Source organism: Photobacterium panuliri, from assembly GCF_059920555.1.
This window is the reverse complement of sequence record NZ_CP197192.1, coordinates 511,778-526,570: the sequence shown is the minus strand read 5'-3', so window position 1 is coordinate 526,570 and position 14,793 is coordinate 511,778. Positions and strand designations below refer to the sequence as shown.

The following is a 14,793-nucleotide window of genomic DNA, read 5'->3' as shown; positions in this document are numbered from 1 at the left end:
CCCTTCAAGCACACCCTTCCCCCGCGCCCTATCGCATAAAATGTAAACAAATAACGTGCTAACTGCTGCTTTTTTCAAAATAAATATTAATTCTTAGAACTGGCGCAAACGATTCACAAGAAGGTAAAATTACAACCAACAATAAAGTTACGACTTTTACTTAAACCTAACTTTTAAATGGTTATTTTTTGATAAACCTCCCTGATTTACCCCTTGCGGGTTGCTAGCATGGTCAACAGTTAAACAACATCTTACCCAAGGAGCACCTATGACAGTTATGAACGTCGACAAAAAGGTTGCAAAAAATATGGATCTATCAAAATACGGTATCAGTAATGTTACGGAAGTAATTCGTAACCCTAGTTACGAAATGTTGTTCGAAGAAGAAACCAAGCCAGGCCTTGAAGGTTACGAAAAAGGCATTGTTACAGAACTTGGCGCGGTTTCCGTTGATACCGGTATTTTCACCGGCCGCTCGCCGAAAGATAAATTCATCGTCATGGATGACACCACAAAAGACACCATGTGGTGGGCTAGCCAAGGCCAAAACGACAATAAGAGCATTGACCAAGCAATTTGGAACGATCTGAAAGCACTCGTTACCCAGCAGCTATCTAACAAGCGCCTGTTTGTCGTCGACGGCTACTGCGGCGCCAACCCTGATACTCGCCTATGCATCCGCGTGATCACGGAAGTTGCATGGCAGGCACACTTCGTCAAAAACATGTTCATCCGCCCAACCGAAGAAGAGCTGGAAACATTCGAGCCTGATTTCGTGGTGATGAACGGCGCCAAGTGCACCAACGACAAATGGCAAGAGCACAAGATGAACTCGGAGAACTTCACCGTGTTCAACCTAACCGAGAAGATGCAATTGATCGGCGGTACTTGGTACGGCGGCGAAATGAAGAAGGGTATGTTCGCAATGATGAACTACTTCCTTCCTCTACAGGGCATCGCGTCCATGCACTGTTCTGCCAACATGGGCAAGGAAGGCGACGTTGCGGTATTCTTCGGCCTATCCGGTACCGGTAAGACTACCCTGTCTACCGATCCTAAGCGTGCCCTAATCGGTGATGACGAGCACGGCTGGGATGACAACGGCGTATTCAACTTCGAAGGCGGCTGCTACGCGAAAACCATCAAGCTGTCCAAAGAAGCCGAGCCTGACATCTACAACGCTATCCGCCGTGACGCCCTGCTAGAAAACGTCACCGTACGCAGCGATGGTTCAATCGACTTCGATGATGGCTCGAAGACCGAAAACACCCGTGTTTCTTACCCTATCTACCACATCGAGAACATCGTCAAGCCGGTGTCAAAGGGTGGTCATGCCAACAAGGTTATCTTCCTGTCTGCCGATGCCTTCGGGGTTCTTCCTCCGGTATCCAAGCTGACTCCAGAGCAAACCAAGTACCACTTCCTGTCAGGCTTCACTGCCAAGCTGGCTGGTACTGAGCGTGGCATCACCGAGCCAACCCCAACGTTCTCGGCATGTTTCGGCAATGCGTTCCTAACTCTGCACCCAACCAAGTATGCAGAAGTGCTGGTCAAGCGCATGGAAGCAGTAGGCGCTGAAGCGTACCTGGTCAACACCGGCTGGAACGGTTCTGGCAAGCGTATCTCCATTCAGGATACCCGCGGTATTATCGATGCGATCCTAGACGGCTCTATCGAGAAGGCTGACACCAAACATATTCCAATTTTCAACTTGGAAGTCCCTACATCGCTACCAGGCGTTGACCCAGAGATCCTGGACCCACGTGACACCTACACCGATCCGCTCCAGTGGGAAAGCAAGGCCAAAGATCTGGCAGAGCGCTTCGTCAAGAACTTCGACAAGTACACCGATACCGACGAAGGTGCATCACTGGTTGCCGCAGGCCCACAGCTAGACTAAGCCTGCGCCGATTAAAAGAGAACCATAACCCACGCCCCTCCTGATGAGGGGCGTTTTTTATCGCCTTTCCAGCTTGCACCCTGTGGCCTTTTGCGTACTAATAATACCCATATGGATAATTGAAAAAGGGACTCCCCATGCGGCTATTCGGCAAGCTCCTTGCTACCGTTGTCATTTTATTGCTACTGGCAGCCACCCTTGTAATCACCCTGCTCCATACCCAATGGGCAGCCCCAATGCTGGCTCATCTATCCCGCCCATTCACCGACAACCACTGGCAGGCTGTACACGTTAACTACCAGCTCAGCGATCCTTGGCATGTCGAGCTTATTGCGCCCAGCCTCACCGACAACCAAGGCTGCCAAGTTGCCCATGCCGACGTGTTGTCCCTATGGTTCAATCCCCTTGCCAGCCTCCACCAAAAACAATGGGCTTTCGACTCCCTGCTCCTTGATAACCCCCAGCTCAATCCACGCTGCCAAATCGACCAAACCGGCCCAACACCGCCCATCGTCAGCGCGCGGCTTGCCATCCGCAATGGCCAATGGCATTCGGACGACCTCACTGTCGCCAATGCCGAGCTGGAGCTCGACAACTGGCAGTGGCAACCTGATACGCCTCTCTGGCAGATGTTCTCTGGCCGATTCCGCCTTGCCGCCAGCGAGCTGCTCTGGCAACGGCAAGTGTTTCGCAATTTCCTGCTCGACGGCAATCTCACCTCTCCTGACCACTGGCAGATCAACGGCGGGTCTCTCCAGTGGCAACACGCCGACATCAGCGGCAAAGTAGCAAGGCAAGCTGATCTCGTCACAATCGAGGAGCTCGTCGTCAGCGGCCTCCAGCTACAATCTCGTTCCGATATCGACACCCTCAGCCAGCAACTGGAACAGTACAGTGCCGATGGCCTCGAGACGACCATTAACCGGCTCGATATCCTCGACAGCAGCCTTGAGCTGGACAACATCACCATCAACCATGCGAACCTCTCAGTCACAGGCTGGCAATGGCCACGACCGCTGTTCGAGCAGCCTCTGGCAACCCTGTCGTTCGGGGCCGAGAGTGGCCAGTGGCAGCAACTGCCCTTTACCGCTCCCCTTGCCGAACTCCGCTTCTCACCGGGGCAAATCTCCCTCGAAGCCGGATCGCTGTCACTGCTAGACGGCTTCGTCCGGGCCAACGGGACAGCCACTCCCGAGAGCCTGATCATCGACCAGCTCTCGGCCAACGGCCTGCGTGCCTTCCTGCCAGCCGGCTGGCAAAACACCCTGCAAACCGCCATCGCCCCCCTCAAGGAGGTGCGCGTCGCCGAACTGGACATCGGCCACTGGGAACTCACGGCTGCAGACGACACCTCACCATGGCAGGTCAAGGGGCTCAACGCCAACGGCCACGATCTTCAGCTCATCCGAGGCCACCGCCCATGGCTATGGCAGGGCTCACTCACCCTGAGTACCGGATTCGCTGTATTCAACCAGATCCCACTCAACGAGCCCTATCTGGAAATGCAAAGCCACAACGGGAAATGGCAGCTGACCCAGGCAATAATGCCGTTCGAAAAGGGGCTGCTAGAAGGGAAAGGGGAAATCGACCTCAGCAGGGAGGCACGCCCGTGGCAGGTCGAGCTTGAGGGAGACAGCCTTCCTGCCGCCATCTTGCCTCAATGGTTCGCCCTTCCCTTCCCGATGGAAGGGGAGGTCGATATGACGGCCAATGCCTCGGGGCTTGGACTGGACTACACCACGCTCTCCCACAGCATGGGCGGAAGCGTCAACGCCAGTTTCCGCAATATAAAACTGACCCAGACAGCCCAGCAGCTATGGCAACATTTCGCAAAGAAACCGGCAGAGGCAACACCGGCGGACAGCCAACCCGCCGAGCACCCAGCGGTGGCCCCAGCCACCCTATCGCCACTGCACATCAGCAGCAAGCGAGGGCAGTTGGTTTTACACCCCTGGCAACTTGAGGCAGGGCCTCTCAAGGCAATTGCAGAAGGGAAATGGGATATGGCCACTCCGGCCGCCCAACACATCGAGCTTAATGCTACCTTTGACTGCCAACAGCTGAGCCGCCGCTGGCAAGCTGCTCAGGATACGGTGGCGCTGTCATCCTGCCGGGGGAACAGCATGTAGGTACCGGTAAAGACAGCGGCAACCTCATCGCCGCTATAGACCTGAACGGTGACCACTACCCGCCCCTTGCGCTGTTTGGCCAGGCGGTTGACATCGCCCAGTAGACCTTCAACGGTCACCTCGGCTCGTGGCCGCTCGGTGACGGGGTGCTTGTAGCGGATTTGGCTATCTGCCAGCACGATCTCAGCCTTGAGCTTGCGTTCTTTGAGCAGCATCCAGACAAACCCCCAGCCGGCAAGTGTTGCCATGGTGAAGATACTGCCGGCGAACATGCTCTCACTCGGATTGAGGTTGGCGTTGATCAACGCACTCACCTCGAAGCGATAGCCCGTATATTGGCTGATCTTCACCCCCATCCGGTCGCTGATCGGGATTTGCGACTGCCAAAGTGCCTGCAACTCCTGGCACCATTCCGGATGGCGCACCACGTCATTGAGCGGGGCAAGGTGCTTGAGCATCTGCTGATGGCGAACCGGCCCGCTTTCCTCGCTCAGCTCCCCCTGACTGGCAAAGCCATTGCGCAGGTAAAATGGGATCGCGTCCTCGCGGGCATTGCACACCAACCGCTTGGCCCCTTCCTGACGAGCCAGCGCCTCCAGCGCCATTAAGACAATAGCTCCCATACCTTGATGCCGCCGAGCAGGATGTACCGCCATATAGCGGATCTGGCCATCATTATCAGGCGTCATATAAAGCCGCCCGATAGCGATGGTTTCATCGCGGTCATCCATGATCATCCGATGGCAGCTAAGATCATCGTAGGCGTCACGCTCCGATCCCACCGGCATATGCCAAGGCTCACGCAGCATCCGCCAGCGAAAATCATAGTAGCGGGACAACTCTTCGTCCGTTTTCGGGGTGATCAGTCGAAACATGAAATCCTTCTCCGTCTTGCTCCATTGCGTATCGGGGTCTATACCATTATACCTGTAACCAGAAGGTCACGGGGCCGTCATTCAGCAGCGCCACTTTCATGTCGGCCGCAAAAATGCCGGTCTCGGTCTTGATATCCTTGTCGCGGCAACAACCGACAAAATAGTCATACAGGCGCTCTGCGTCGGCTGGATGGGCCCCGGCCGAGAAGCTAGGGCGCATACCGCTCTTGGTATCGGCCGCAAGGGTGAACTGCGACACCACCAGCACGCTGCCCCCTGCCTGTTGAACATTGAGGTTCATCTTACCCGCATCATCCTCGAACACCCGGTAGCCCAGTACCTTATCGCGCAGACGCTGAGCCTTGGCCTCGTCATCGCCTTTTTCGACCCCAAGCAGCACCAGCAGGCCCTTTCCAATCGCCCCGGTCACCTGCCCGTCGACAGTCACACTGGCTTCACTTACTCGCTGAATTAGCGCAATCATTAACTACTCTTACCTTCGTCTTGTTGTTGGTCATGGCCGGGGTTCGCCTCGCCGAGGCGCGGCACATCGGCCAGCACCTTAGGATGCCAGTGCCGGAACTCGCCTAGACTGGCGGTAATTTCCGCCCCGAACAAGACAATGCACCAGCACAGGTAAACCCAGACAAATAAAATCGGTACGACAGCCAACGCCCCGTAGATCACCTGGTAGGAAGGGAAATTGGCGATATACAGGGCAAAGCCCTTTTTGCTTAGCTCGAACAGGATACTCGCCGTCACGGCGCCGAGCATGGCATGGTTGAACCGCACTTTGGTATTGGGTACCAACAGGTACAACCCAAGGAAGGCACTGCTCGACATAATTACCGGCAAGTAGCGCAGGGTTCGCTGGAACAAACCGTTGACGGCCTCGCTGTCGAGCAAATTGAGCGATCCCAAATAGGAGCTCACCGCGATACTCGAGCCCACCAGTACCGGGCCCAGTGTCAGCACCATCCAGTATATGGAAAAGGAAATGATCGGCCGGCGCTTCTCGCTGACCCGCCAAATATAATTGAGCGATTTATCGATCGAGGAAATCAGCATCAGGGCCACCACAAACAACGCCCCGATCCCCACCGCCGTCATCTTGCCGGCATTGGCCACAAACTCATTGAGATAAGTTTCGACCACCTCACCGGCCGCCGGGACAAAGTTTTCGATCACGAACTTCTGCAGCAACTCGCCAAGCCCGGCAAACACCGGAAACGTCGACAGCGCCGACAGAACGACGGTGATCAGCGGTACGAGCGACAGCAGGGTAACATAGGCCATCGACCCAGCGGTGACCGTCAGCCGGTCATGGCCGATCCGCTGCTGGAGGTAACGGGCGTACGCCCATACGGTTTCTGCTTTTTGGCGCCAAGTTGGCTTGCCTGTTATTGGATTGTCAGCCATAGTCATGTCATTATTTGCTTGTTTTGACATTAGTTTGTTCTTGAAATGAGTGTATACCAACGACGGGAGTTATCTATGCCCTACCTTCTCGCTCTGCTATTGAGCATCACAACCCTGACCGGTTGCCAAAGTGCCTACTATTCGGCAATGGAACAAGTCGGGATCCACAAACGCGATATCATGGTTGACCGGGTAGAGGAGGCCAACGAAGCCCAGCAAGATGCCCAGACCCAGTTCACCAGCGCGCTCGATGCCCTAAAAGCCCTCAACCATTTCGATGGCGGCGAGCTAGAAGCAGTCTACAACAATATCAACGATCAGTACGAAGCCAGCAGCGAAGCTGCCGAAAAAGTCAGCAGCCGCATTGCCGCCATTGAAGATGTTGCCAACGCTCTGTTCGACGAATGGCAGGACGAGCTCTCGCTCTACAGCAGTGCCTCATTGCGCCGCGACAGCGAACGCAAGCTCAAGAGCACCGAGGCCTCCTACAAACGGATGCTAGCTGCCATGCACCGTGCCGAACAAAAAATGACGCCGGTACTGAATACCCTACGGGACAATACCCTGTATCTCAAGCACAACCTCAATGCGGCAGCCATCGGCTCGCTCCAGGGTGATTTCAACAGCCTGCAGCGCGATATCCAGCGCGCCATCACCGATATGGAAGCGGCCATCGCCGAGTCAGAGCGCTTTATCAGCCACCTAAAACGCGGCTAGCCCTTCCCAGCCAAGCGAGCCAGCACCCAGCGGGCTCGCTCTTCTACCGCCCCCCAAGGGACTTCCACCACCGAATAGCCCAACGCCTGATACGTGCTAACCAGCTGCCGGTGGATCGCCTGTGCCTCCTCGAAGCTGTGCGGCCGCTCGTCGTCCTGCACGTAAATATCGGTATGCGGCGCACAACAGTACACCTCCGGATAGTACCCCTTCGCGGCATTCTGGTACTCCTCGCTGACCGGCACGCCGCCAATCACCAGGTAGGCACAGATATCACCGATCGCCCGGTCGACAAATGCCGGTACCGTGCCGCGCACCGCCTCGGCACGCTGCTCCCCCATCAGCTCCAGACACAACGCCGCAAAGCGCGGCAGATCCGTCCAAGGCAGAATGCCGTCAGGCCGTTGCGCCTGTTCGCGGATCAGGGTTCGCGACGCCTCGGGAAACGTCCGGTAGCCCCGTTCGGCCAGTGCCGCCAGCAAGGTGGTCTTCCCCGCCCCCGGCCCGCCAGTAATAATCATAGGTTGCATCATCCCTTCCCCCATCTTTCATGTTATGCCAGCACACTTTTCCCAACGCCAGATACAACAATCCCCCCATGGTCAGACCGATGGGGGGATTGAATTAACGGCAATCAGTCAGCAATTACTTTGCTGTACGGCTTGCACGCTTACGATCGTTCTCAGTAAGAAGCTTCTTACGGATACGGATGCTTTCTGGTGTTACTTCTACTAGCTCGTCGTCATCGATGAACTCAAGTGCTTGCTCTAGCGTGTACTTGATTGCTGGAGAAAGAACCTGTGCTTCGTCAGTACCAGATGCACGAACGTTAGTCAGCTGCTTGCCTTTCAGACAGTTAACAGTCAGGTCGTTAGAACGGTTGTGAATACCGATGATCTGACCTTCGTAAACTTCGTCTGCGTGCTCGGTGAACAGACGGCCACGCTCCTGCAGGTTGAACAGAGCGTAAGTCAGAGCTTTACCCGTTGCGTTAGAGATCAACACACCGTTGTTACGCTGACCGATGTTACCGCCCTTGTGAGGACCGTAGTGGTCAAACGTATGGTACAGAAGGCCAGAACCTGAAGTCAGGGTCATGAACTCAGTCTGGAAGCCGATCAGGCCACGAGAAGGCATCATGAAGTCCATGCGAACACGGCCCTTGCCATCTGGTGCCATGTCAGTCATCTCACCCTTACGCAGGCCGATGTTTTCCATGATACCGCCCTGATGCTCTTCCATCACGTCGATAGTTACCGTTTCAAACGGTTCCATCAGATCGCCATTCTCATCACGCTTGATGATAACTTCTGGACGAGATACCGCTAGCTCGAAGCCTTCACGACGCATGTTTTCGATCAGGATAGACAGGTGAAGCTCACCACGGCCTGATACGCGGAATTTGTCTGGGTCTTCAGTTTCTTCAACGCGCAGTGCAACGTTGTGTACCAGTTCTTTCTGCAGACGCTCAAGGATGTTACGAGAAGTAACGAACTTACCTTCTTTACCCGCGAACGGAGAAGTGTTCACCTGGAATGTCATGGTTACTGTTGGTTCGTCAACAGTCAGTGCAGGCAGGGCTTCTGGAGTGTTAACGTCACAGATAGTGTCAGAGATCTTAAGCTCGCCAAGACCAGTGATCGCGATGATGTCACCCGCAGTTGCTTTCTCAACGTCGTGACGCTCAAGGCCTAGGTAGCCAAGAACAGTACCTACTTTGCCGTTACGCTTCTTGCCGTCAGCACCAACAACACAAACCTGCTGGTTAGGAACAACAGAACCGCGAGTTACACGGCCAACACCGATAACGCCTACGTATGAGCTGTAGTCTAGCTGAGAGATCTGCATCTGCAGGGCACCGTCAACGTCAACGTCTGGTGCAGCTACGTTGTCAACGATAGCCTGGAACAATGGTTCCATGTTCTCGCCAGTTTCGCCTTCTTCCAGAGTTGCCCAGCCGTTTAGTGCTGATGCGTAAACCACTTGGAAGTCCAGCTGTTCGTCAGTTGCACCTAGGTTGTCGAATAGGTCGAATACCTGATCCATTACCCACTCAGGGCGTGCACCTGGACGGTCGATCTTGTTGATTACTACGATTGGCTTCAGGCCGTGTGCGAACGCTTTCTGTGTTACGAAACGCGTCTGAGGCATCGGGCCGTCAACGGCGTCAACGATCAGAAGAACAGAGTCAACCATTGACATGATACGTTCAACTTCGCCACCGAAGTCGGCGTGTCCTGGGGTGTCAACGATGTTGATGCGGTAATCATTCCAGTTAATTGCTGTGTTCTTAGCAAGAATGGTAATACCACGCTCTTTTTCGATATCGTTGGAATCCATTACGCGTTCTTCAACTTCACCGCGAGACTCTAACGTGCCAGACTGCTGAAGCAGCTTGTCAACCAGGGTGGTCTTACCGTGGTCAACGTGCGCAATAATTGCGATATTTCTTAGTTTATCGATCTGTGGATTTGACATGGATTCACATTCACTCAGAACATGCAGCGACCGGATGACGCTACGTGGTTAAAAAAACGGCTCATAATCTAACAGATTTTACGCCAAAACCCACCTATTATGTGATTTATATCACCGCATTTTTATCTATACCCGAGAATACAAGCCCTAAGCTGAGACCCAAACGGCCATATTGGCGCGCTCTGGGCCGCCCTGCGACCGGTTATCCATTGACAATATGCCACTCTGGGCTATGTTAGATACGCACACAAAACATGTGAAAACCCCATCAACGCACCATATTGGTGCAACATCTCACCAAGTTAGTGCACGAAAATGGAGTTTTAGTGCCTCTTTGCAGCAAGAATGCGCTGTTTTGGGGCTTTAAAAAGTTGGCACACTTCTCGCAAAGACCATTAGCAATACGAGCGACAGCAGCTCGACACCTAATTTGCGGCCAGTTGCCCAATTAACACCGGAGGTTACTCAAGATGTCAGTAGAAAACGTACTTGCGCTGATTCAGGAAAACGAAGTTAAGTTTGTCGACCTACGCTTTACCGATACCAAAGGTAAAGAGCAGCACATTTCTATCCCTTCCCACCAGATCGATGCTGATTTCTTCGAAGAGGGCAAGATGTTTGACGGCTCTTCTGTTGCTGGCTGGAAGGGCATCAACGAATCAGACATGGTGATGATGCCTGATGCGGCAAGCGCGGTGCTAGACCCATTCACCGAAGATGCCACGCTCAATATCCGCTGTGACATCCTTGAACCAGCCACTATGCAAGGCTACGACCGCGATCCTCGCTCTATCGCCAAGCGTGCCGAAGATTTCATGCGTGCGACCGGCATTGCCGATACCGTGCTGGTAGGCCCAGAGCCAGAGTTCTTCCTATTCGACGACGTGAAGTTCGCAACAGACATGTCAGGCTCTTTCTTCAAAATCGACGACGTAGAAGCAGCCTGGAATACCGGTTCTGATTTCGAAGGCGGCAACAAGGGCCACCGCCCGGGCGTGAAAGGCGGTTACTTCCCTGTCGCGCCAGTTGATTCCTCACAAGACATCCGCTCTGCGATGTGTCTGATTATGGAAGAGATGGGCCTTGTGGTCGAAGCCCACCACCACGAAGTGGCAACCGCGGGCCAGAACGAGATCGCAACGCGCTTCAACACCCTGACCAGCAAAGCCGACGAAATCCAAATCTACAAATACGTGGTGCACAACGTAGCACACGCCTTCGGCAAAACGGCAACCTTCATGCCAAAACCACTGGTTGGTGACAACGGCTCAGGCATGCACGTCCACCAGTCTCTGGCAAAAGACGGCGTAAACCTGTTTGCAGGCGACAAGTACGGCGGCCTGTCAGAAATGGCACTGTACTACATCGGCGGTATCATCAAGCACGCACGTGCCATCAACGCCTTTGCCAACCCGTCAACCAACTCGTACAAGCGTCTGGTACCGGGCTTTGAAGCACCGGTTATGCTGGCCTACTCAGCCCGCAACCGCTCTGCCTCTATCCGTATCCCGGTAGTACCAAGCCCGAAAGCACGCCGTATCGAAGTGCGCTTCCCGGATCCTGCTGCCAACCCTTACTTGGCATTTGCAGCCATGCTGATGGCGGGCCTTGACGGCATCCAGAACAAGATCCACCCAGGCGAGGCGATGGATAAAGATCTGTACGACCTACCGGCAGAAGAAGCGGCAGAAATTCCAAAAGTGGCAGAGTCACTGCAAGGCGCCCTACAGGCTCTGGATGATGACCGCGAATTCCTGACCACGGGCGGCGTTTTCTCTGACGATTTCATCGATTCTTATATCGCCCTGAAATCTCAGGATGTTGAGCGAATCAACATGACTACGCACCCATTGGAGTTCGAGCTGTACTACTCAGTGTAAGTAACTGCAAAAGCGTTCTCACCGAACTTCTAGGCCGGCCTCACATGCCGGCCTTCTTTTTATTGCGACCGCTAGCCATCGTGACAACAATAAAACCATGGCACATTACTTACCCAACGATTATGAAACGACCCGTCACATCCTTGGCCCTCGTCACCCTCTTCGGCTCACTATCCGCACCAGTTTTGGCTGAATCGACCCTCTATTCGTGGGAAGACGAAAACGGCGTCGTCCACTTCACAGACCAACCACAACCCGATGCCCAACCCCTGATCATCAAGGCGCCCAAGATCCAAACACCGCCGCCTACCACGGAGCCGGCCGCTCAGGGAGACCAACCCATTGCCACGCAGCAGCCCACCGCAACCAGCGATGAGCAAGAGGCCGTCAAGCCAGAAGTCACCCTCGTTAGCCCCAGCCACGAGGCGACCCTGCGCGACAACAGCGGCAATATTACCGTGGTAGCCAGCAGCCCCCTCAAGCTCAATAAGGGCCACTCCGTCCAACTACGCATCGATGACCAGATCTTCGGCCGGCCCCAAACCCAGTTACGCTGGCAACTCACCAATATCGACCGAGGCAGCCACACCCTTCAGGTCGATTTGCTCAAGTACGGCAAGGTTATTGCATCATCAGAGAAAATCACTGTTTACCTGCACCGTGCCCGCGTCAACCAACACGTACGACCCGCACCGAGCCCGAAATAGCAAAGCGCGGCACTTTTTCGTTCACGATACCAGGCAGACAGGCTACACTTGATTGCACCAAGTTGGTGCACTTCCAGTTCACTGCACCATGATGAACTGCCAAGACAAGGATGGTAATTGTGACCGATGCATTCTCACCGCTGATTTTGGACAATCTGGTTACGGCCGTGGTCTTGCTCGACGAAGGGTTGGCGATCCGCTACGTTAACCCGGCAGCGGAGCAACTGCTCTCATTTAGCAAGCGTCGGCTCAACGATACCCGCTTTCCCGACCTTCTCCAGCACAGCTCGATAGACCTCGGGCTGATCCAGCAAACACTGCAAAGCGGACAGGGGTTGGCCGATAGCGACGTCACACTGGTGATCGACGGCCGCCACCATATTCTGGAACTCAGTGCCAGTCCCCTGTCATACCAGCGCGAATTGCTGATCCTGCTCGAGCTCAAGCCCATCGACCAGCAACGCCGGATCAGTCAGGAATTGAGCCAACATGCCCAACAGCAAGCTGCCAAGGAACTGGTTCGCGGCCTTGCCCACGAGATAAAAAACCCGCTTGGCGGACTGCGCGGGGCAGCCCAATTGCTGGAAAAAACCCTGCCCGACCCGAGCTACCACGAATATACCCAGATGATCATCGAACAAGCCGATCGGCTGCGTAATCTGGTCGACCGCCTACTTGGCCCGCAGCGCCCCGGCAGCCGCTGCGAAAGCAATATTCATCTAGTGATGGAAAAGGTCCGCCAGCTCGTCAATCTCGATAGCGGCCCGCACATCCAACTCCACCGCGACTATGATCCCAGCCTGCCTGACTTCACGATGGATCCGGACCAGCTCGAACAGGCCATCCTCAATATCGTCAGCAACGCGGCACAGGCCCTTGAAGCACACGGCGGCGGCAACATCACCCTCAAGACCCGTACGGCACACCAGACCATGATCCACGGTCGGCGCTTCAGGGTGGCGGCGAAAATTGACATTATCGACGATGGCCCCGGGATCCCGAGTGATATCCAAGACACCCTGTTCTACCCCATGGTGACAGGGCGCGAGGGCGGAACCGGACTCGGGTTGTCTATCGCCCAGAACCTGATCGATCAACACCAAGGTAAAATCGAAGTGATCAGCTGGCCGGGACACACCCAATTCACCTTGTATCTACCGATAAAATAACAATACGTTCAGTGCCGCTGCCAAGCGGCCAGCTAGCAAGAGGATTCCCTATGAGCAAAGGACTTATCTGGGTTGTTGATGATGACAGCTCTATCCGCTGGGTACTGGAAAAAACCCTGACCGCAGCCGGTTTGAAATGCGATACCTTTGCCAACGCCGACAGCGTACTGGAGGCGCTGGAACGTAGCGTGCCCGACGTCTTGGTCTCAGATATCCGGATGCCGGGCACCGATGGCCTGGCTCTGCTGCGCAACCTCCAGACCGGCTATCCGACTCTGCCCGTCATCATCATGACTGCCCATTCCGATCTCGACGCCGCCGTCAACGCCTATCAGGAAGGTGCTTTCGAGTACCTGCCAAAGCCATTCGATATCGACGAGGCCGTCAGTCTGGTCGAGCGTGCTGTGACCCACAGCCAAGAGCAGAAGAGGCAGCAACAGCCTGAAGAGCTGGCCCCCAATGCGCCGGAAATCATCGGTGAGGCCCCGGCCATGCAAGAGGTCTTCCGCGCCATCGGTCGGCTGTCGCGATCATCGATTTCGGTCCTGATCAACGGCGAGTCGGGGACAGGCAAGGAACTGGTCGCCCACGCCCTCCACCGCCACAGCCCGCGCAGCCACAAGGAATTTATCGCCCTCAACATGGCCGCCATCCCCAAGGATCTAATCGAATCCGAGCTGTTCGGCCATGAAAAGGGCGCGTTCACGGGGGCCAACAATGTTCGTCAGGGGCGCTTCGAGCAAGCCAACGGCGGGACCCTGTTCCTCGACGAGATCGGCGATATGCCGCTCGATATCCAAACCCGCTTGCTCCGAGTGTTGGCCGACGGCCAGTTTTACCGGGTTGGCGGCCACGCCCCGGTTCAAGTCGATGTGCGGATCATCGCCGCCACCCACCAGAACCTAGAACGGCTTGTGGCAAACGGGGACTTCCGCGAAGATTTGTTCCACCGCCTCAATGTCATCCGGGTCCACCTACCGGCCCTCAAAGACCGCCGGCAGGACATCCCCCAGCTCACCCGCCACTTCCTTCAACGGGCAGCTGACGAACTAGGGGTTGAAATGAAAAGCCTCCACCCAGACAGCGAAGAAGTCCTAAGCCAACTCGACTGGCCGGGCAATGTCCGCCAGCTGGAAAACACCTGCCGCTGGCTGACGGTGATGGCCAGCGGCAAGGAAATCCTACCCGCCGACCTACCAGCGGAATTGCTGTCCCCGTCGGATACCGACAGAAACAAGCAGGGCGAGGGCCACTGGCACGACGCACTCGAGAAATGGGCTCGCGACAACCTCAAGCAGGGAAACCAAAACCTGCTCAGCGAAGCCCTGCCCGAGTTCGAGAAAGTGCTTCTCAAGGCGGCCCTCGATTTCACCCACGGCCATAAGCAAGAAGCCGCCCGCCTGCTCGGCTGGGGCCGCAATACCCTGACCCGCAAGCTAAAAGAGCTCAACATCAGCGCCAACTGACCTTCCCCGCCCCTTGCCCTGCAAGGGGCGGCCCCAAGGATCAACAGAATTGG

The 14,793-nt window shown here is 55.3% G+C and carries 12 protein-coding genes; 7 read left to right on the top strand and 5 right to left on the bottom strand.

Going from position 1 to position 14,793, the window contains the following annotated elements:
• Positions 1-268: 268 nt before the first annotated feature.
• The gene (gene pckA / locus ACSF8X_RS02620) at positions 269-1,900 is read left to right on the top strand and encodes a phosphoenolpyruvate carboxykinase (ATP) (protein ID WP_500850639.1); all 1,632 of its coding nucleotides are present in this window, start codon (positions 269-271) and stop codon (positions 1,898-1,900) included.
• Positions 1,901-2,037: 137 nt separating this feature from the next.
• Entirely contained in the window at positions 2,038-4,029 is a 1,992-nt protein-coding gene (locus ACSF8X_RS02615; RefSeq protein ID WP_500850638.1) for an AsmA family protein, read from the top strand.
• Here the strand turns inward: ACSF8X_RS02615 and ACSF8X_RS02610 are convergent.
• From ACSF8X_RS02610 to ACSF8X_RS02600, 3 genes are read right to left on the bottom strand one after another with little or no spacing between them, the layout of a single operon-like run.
• Positions 3,984-4,904, bottom strand: coding sequence for a bifunctional GNAT family N-acetyltransferase/hotdog fold thioesterase (locus tag ACSF8X_RS02610; RefSeq protein WP_047877610.1), 921 nt, complete (start codon positions 4,902-4,904; stop codon positions 3,984-3,986). The two genes, ACSF8X_RS02615 and ACSF8X_RS02610, sit on opposite strands and share 46 nt — an antisense overlap.
• Before the next feature lie 46 nt (positions 4,905-4,950).
• The gene (gene dtd, locus ACSF8X_RS02605; RefSeq protein ID WP_047877611.1) at positions 4,951-5,388 is read right to left on the bottom strand and encodes a D-aminoacyl-tRNA deacylase; all 438 of its coding nucleotides are present in this window, start codon (positions 5,386-5,388) and stop codon (positions 4,951-4,953) included.
• A complete protein-coding gene (locus tag ACSF8X_RS02600; RefSeq protein ID WP_047877668.1) occupies positions 5,388-6,323 on the bottom strand; it encodes a virulence factor BrkB family protein in 936 nt (311 codons plus the stop codon). The genes dtd and ACSF8X_RS02600 overlap by 1 nt, the downstream gene beginning before the upstream one ends.
• A 75-nt stretch (positions 6,324-6,398) precedes the next feature.
• Here ACSF8X_RS02600 and ACSF8X_RS02595 point away from each other — a divergent pair, with 75 nt between their 5' ends.
• The gene (locus tag ACSF8X_RS02595; RefSeq protein ID WP_047877612.1) at positions 6,399-7,040 is read left to right on the top strand and encodes a DUF2959 domain-containing protein; all 642 of its coding nucleotides are present in this window, start codon (positions 6,399-6,401) and stop codon (positions 7,038-7,040) included.
• Here ACSF8X_RS02595 and ACSF8X_RS02590 read toward each other — a convergent pair.
• Positions 7,037-7,570, bottom strand: coding sequence for an AAA family ATPase (locus ACSF8X_RS02590; protein WP_500851132.1), 534 nt, complete (start codon positions 7,568-7,570; stop codon positions 7,037-7,039). The genes ACSF8X_RS02595 and ACSF8X_RS02590 overlap by 4 nt on opposite strands.
• 115 nt (positions 7,571-7,685) lie before the next feature.
• The gene (gene typA, locus ACSF8X_RS02585) at positions 7,686-9,518 is read right to left on the bottom strand and encodes a translational GTPase TypA (RefSeq protein ID WP_047877613.1); all 1,833 of its coding nucleotides are present in this window, start codon (positions 9,516-9,518) and stop codon (positions 7,686-7,688) included.
• A 470-nt stretch (positions 9,519-9,988) separates the two neighbouring features.
• On the opposite strand from typA, the gene glnA reads away from it, so the two are divergent.
• The 4 genes from glnA (at position 9,989) to glnG (ending at position 14,740) form a co-directional block, all read left to right on the top strand.
• Positions 9,989-11,398, top strand: a complete 1,410-nt coding sequence (glnA, locus tag ACSF8X_RS02580) for a glutamate--ammonia ligase (RefSeq protein ID WP_047877614.1) — start codon at positions 9,989-9,991, stop codon at positions 11,396-11,398.
• 122 nt (positions 11,399-11,520) lie between these two features.
• A complete protein-coding gene (locus ACSF8X_RS02575) occupies positions 11,521-12,105 on the top strand; it encodes a DUF4124 domain-containing protein (protein ID WP_500850637.1) in 585 nt (194 codons plus the stop codon).
• A 110-nt stretch (positions 12,106-12,215) separates the two neighbouring features.
• A complete protein-coding gene (glnL, locus tag ACSF8X_RS02570; protein WP_500850636.1) occupies positions 12,216-13,274 on the top strand; it encodes a nitrogen regulation protein NR(II) in 1,059 nt (352 codons plus the stop codon).
• A gap of 50 nt (positions 13,275-13,324) precedes the next feature.
• Positions 13,325-14,740, top strand: coding sequence for a nitrogen regulation protein NR(I) (glnG, locus tag ACSF8X_RS02565; protein ID WP_500851131.1), 1,416 nt, complete (start codon positions 13,325-13,327; stop codon positions 14,738-14,740).
• Positions 14,741-14,793: the final 53 nt, after the last annotated feature.

Coding starts and splice junctions, on each gene's coding strand:
- pckA (WP_500850639.1), top strand. CDS start 269: ATGACAGTTATGAACGTCGACAAAAAGGTTGCAAAAAATATGGATCTA.
- ACSF8X_RS02615 (WP_500850638.1), top strand. CDS start 2,038: ATGCGGCTATTCGGCAAGCTCCTTGCTACCGTTGTCATTTTATTGCTA.
- ACSF8X_RS02610 (WP_047877610.1), bottom strand. CDS start 4,904: ATGTTTCGACTGATCACCCCGAAAACGGACGAAGAGTTGTCCCGCTAC.
- dtd (WP_047877611.1), bottom strand. CDS start 5,388: ATGATTGCGCTAATTCAGCGAGTAAGTGAAGCCAGTGTGACTGTCGAC.
- ACSF8X_RS02600 (WP_047877668.1), bottom strand. CDS start 6,323: ATGGCTGACAATCCAATAACAGGCAAGCCAACTTGGCGCCAAAAAGCA.
- ACSF8X_RS02595 (WP_047877612.1), top strand. CDS start 6,399: ATGCCCTACCTTCTCGCTCTGCTATTGAGCATCACAACCCTGACCGGT.
- ACSF8X_RS02590 (WP_500851132.1), bottom strand. CDS start 7,570: ATGCAACCTATGATTATTACTGGCGGGCCGGGGGCGGGGAAGACCACC.
- typA (WP_047877613.1), bottom strand. CDS start 9,518: ATGTCAAATCCACAGATCGATAAACTAAGAAATATCGCAATTATTGCG.
- glnA (WP_047877614.1), top strand. CDS start 9,989: ATGTCAGTAGAAAACGTACTTGCGCTGATTCAGGAAAACGAAGTTAAG.
- ACSF8X_RS02575 (WP_500850637.1), top strand. CDS start 11,521: ATGAAACGACCCGTCACATCCTTGGCCCTCGTCACCCTCTTCGGCTCA.
- glnL (WP_500850636.1), top strand. CDS start 12,216: ATGGTAATTGTGACCGATGCATTCTCACCGCTGATTTTGGACAATCTG.
- glnG (WP_500851131.1), top strand. CDS start 13,325: ATGAGCAAAGGACTTATCTGGGTTGTTGATGATGACAGCTCTATCCGC.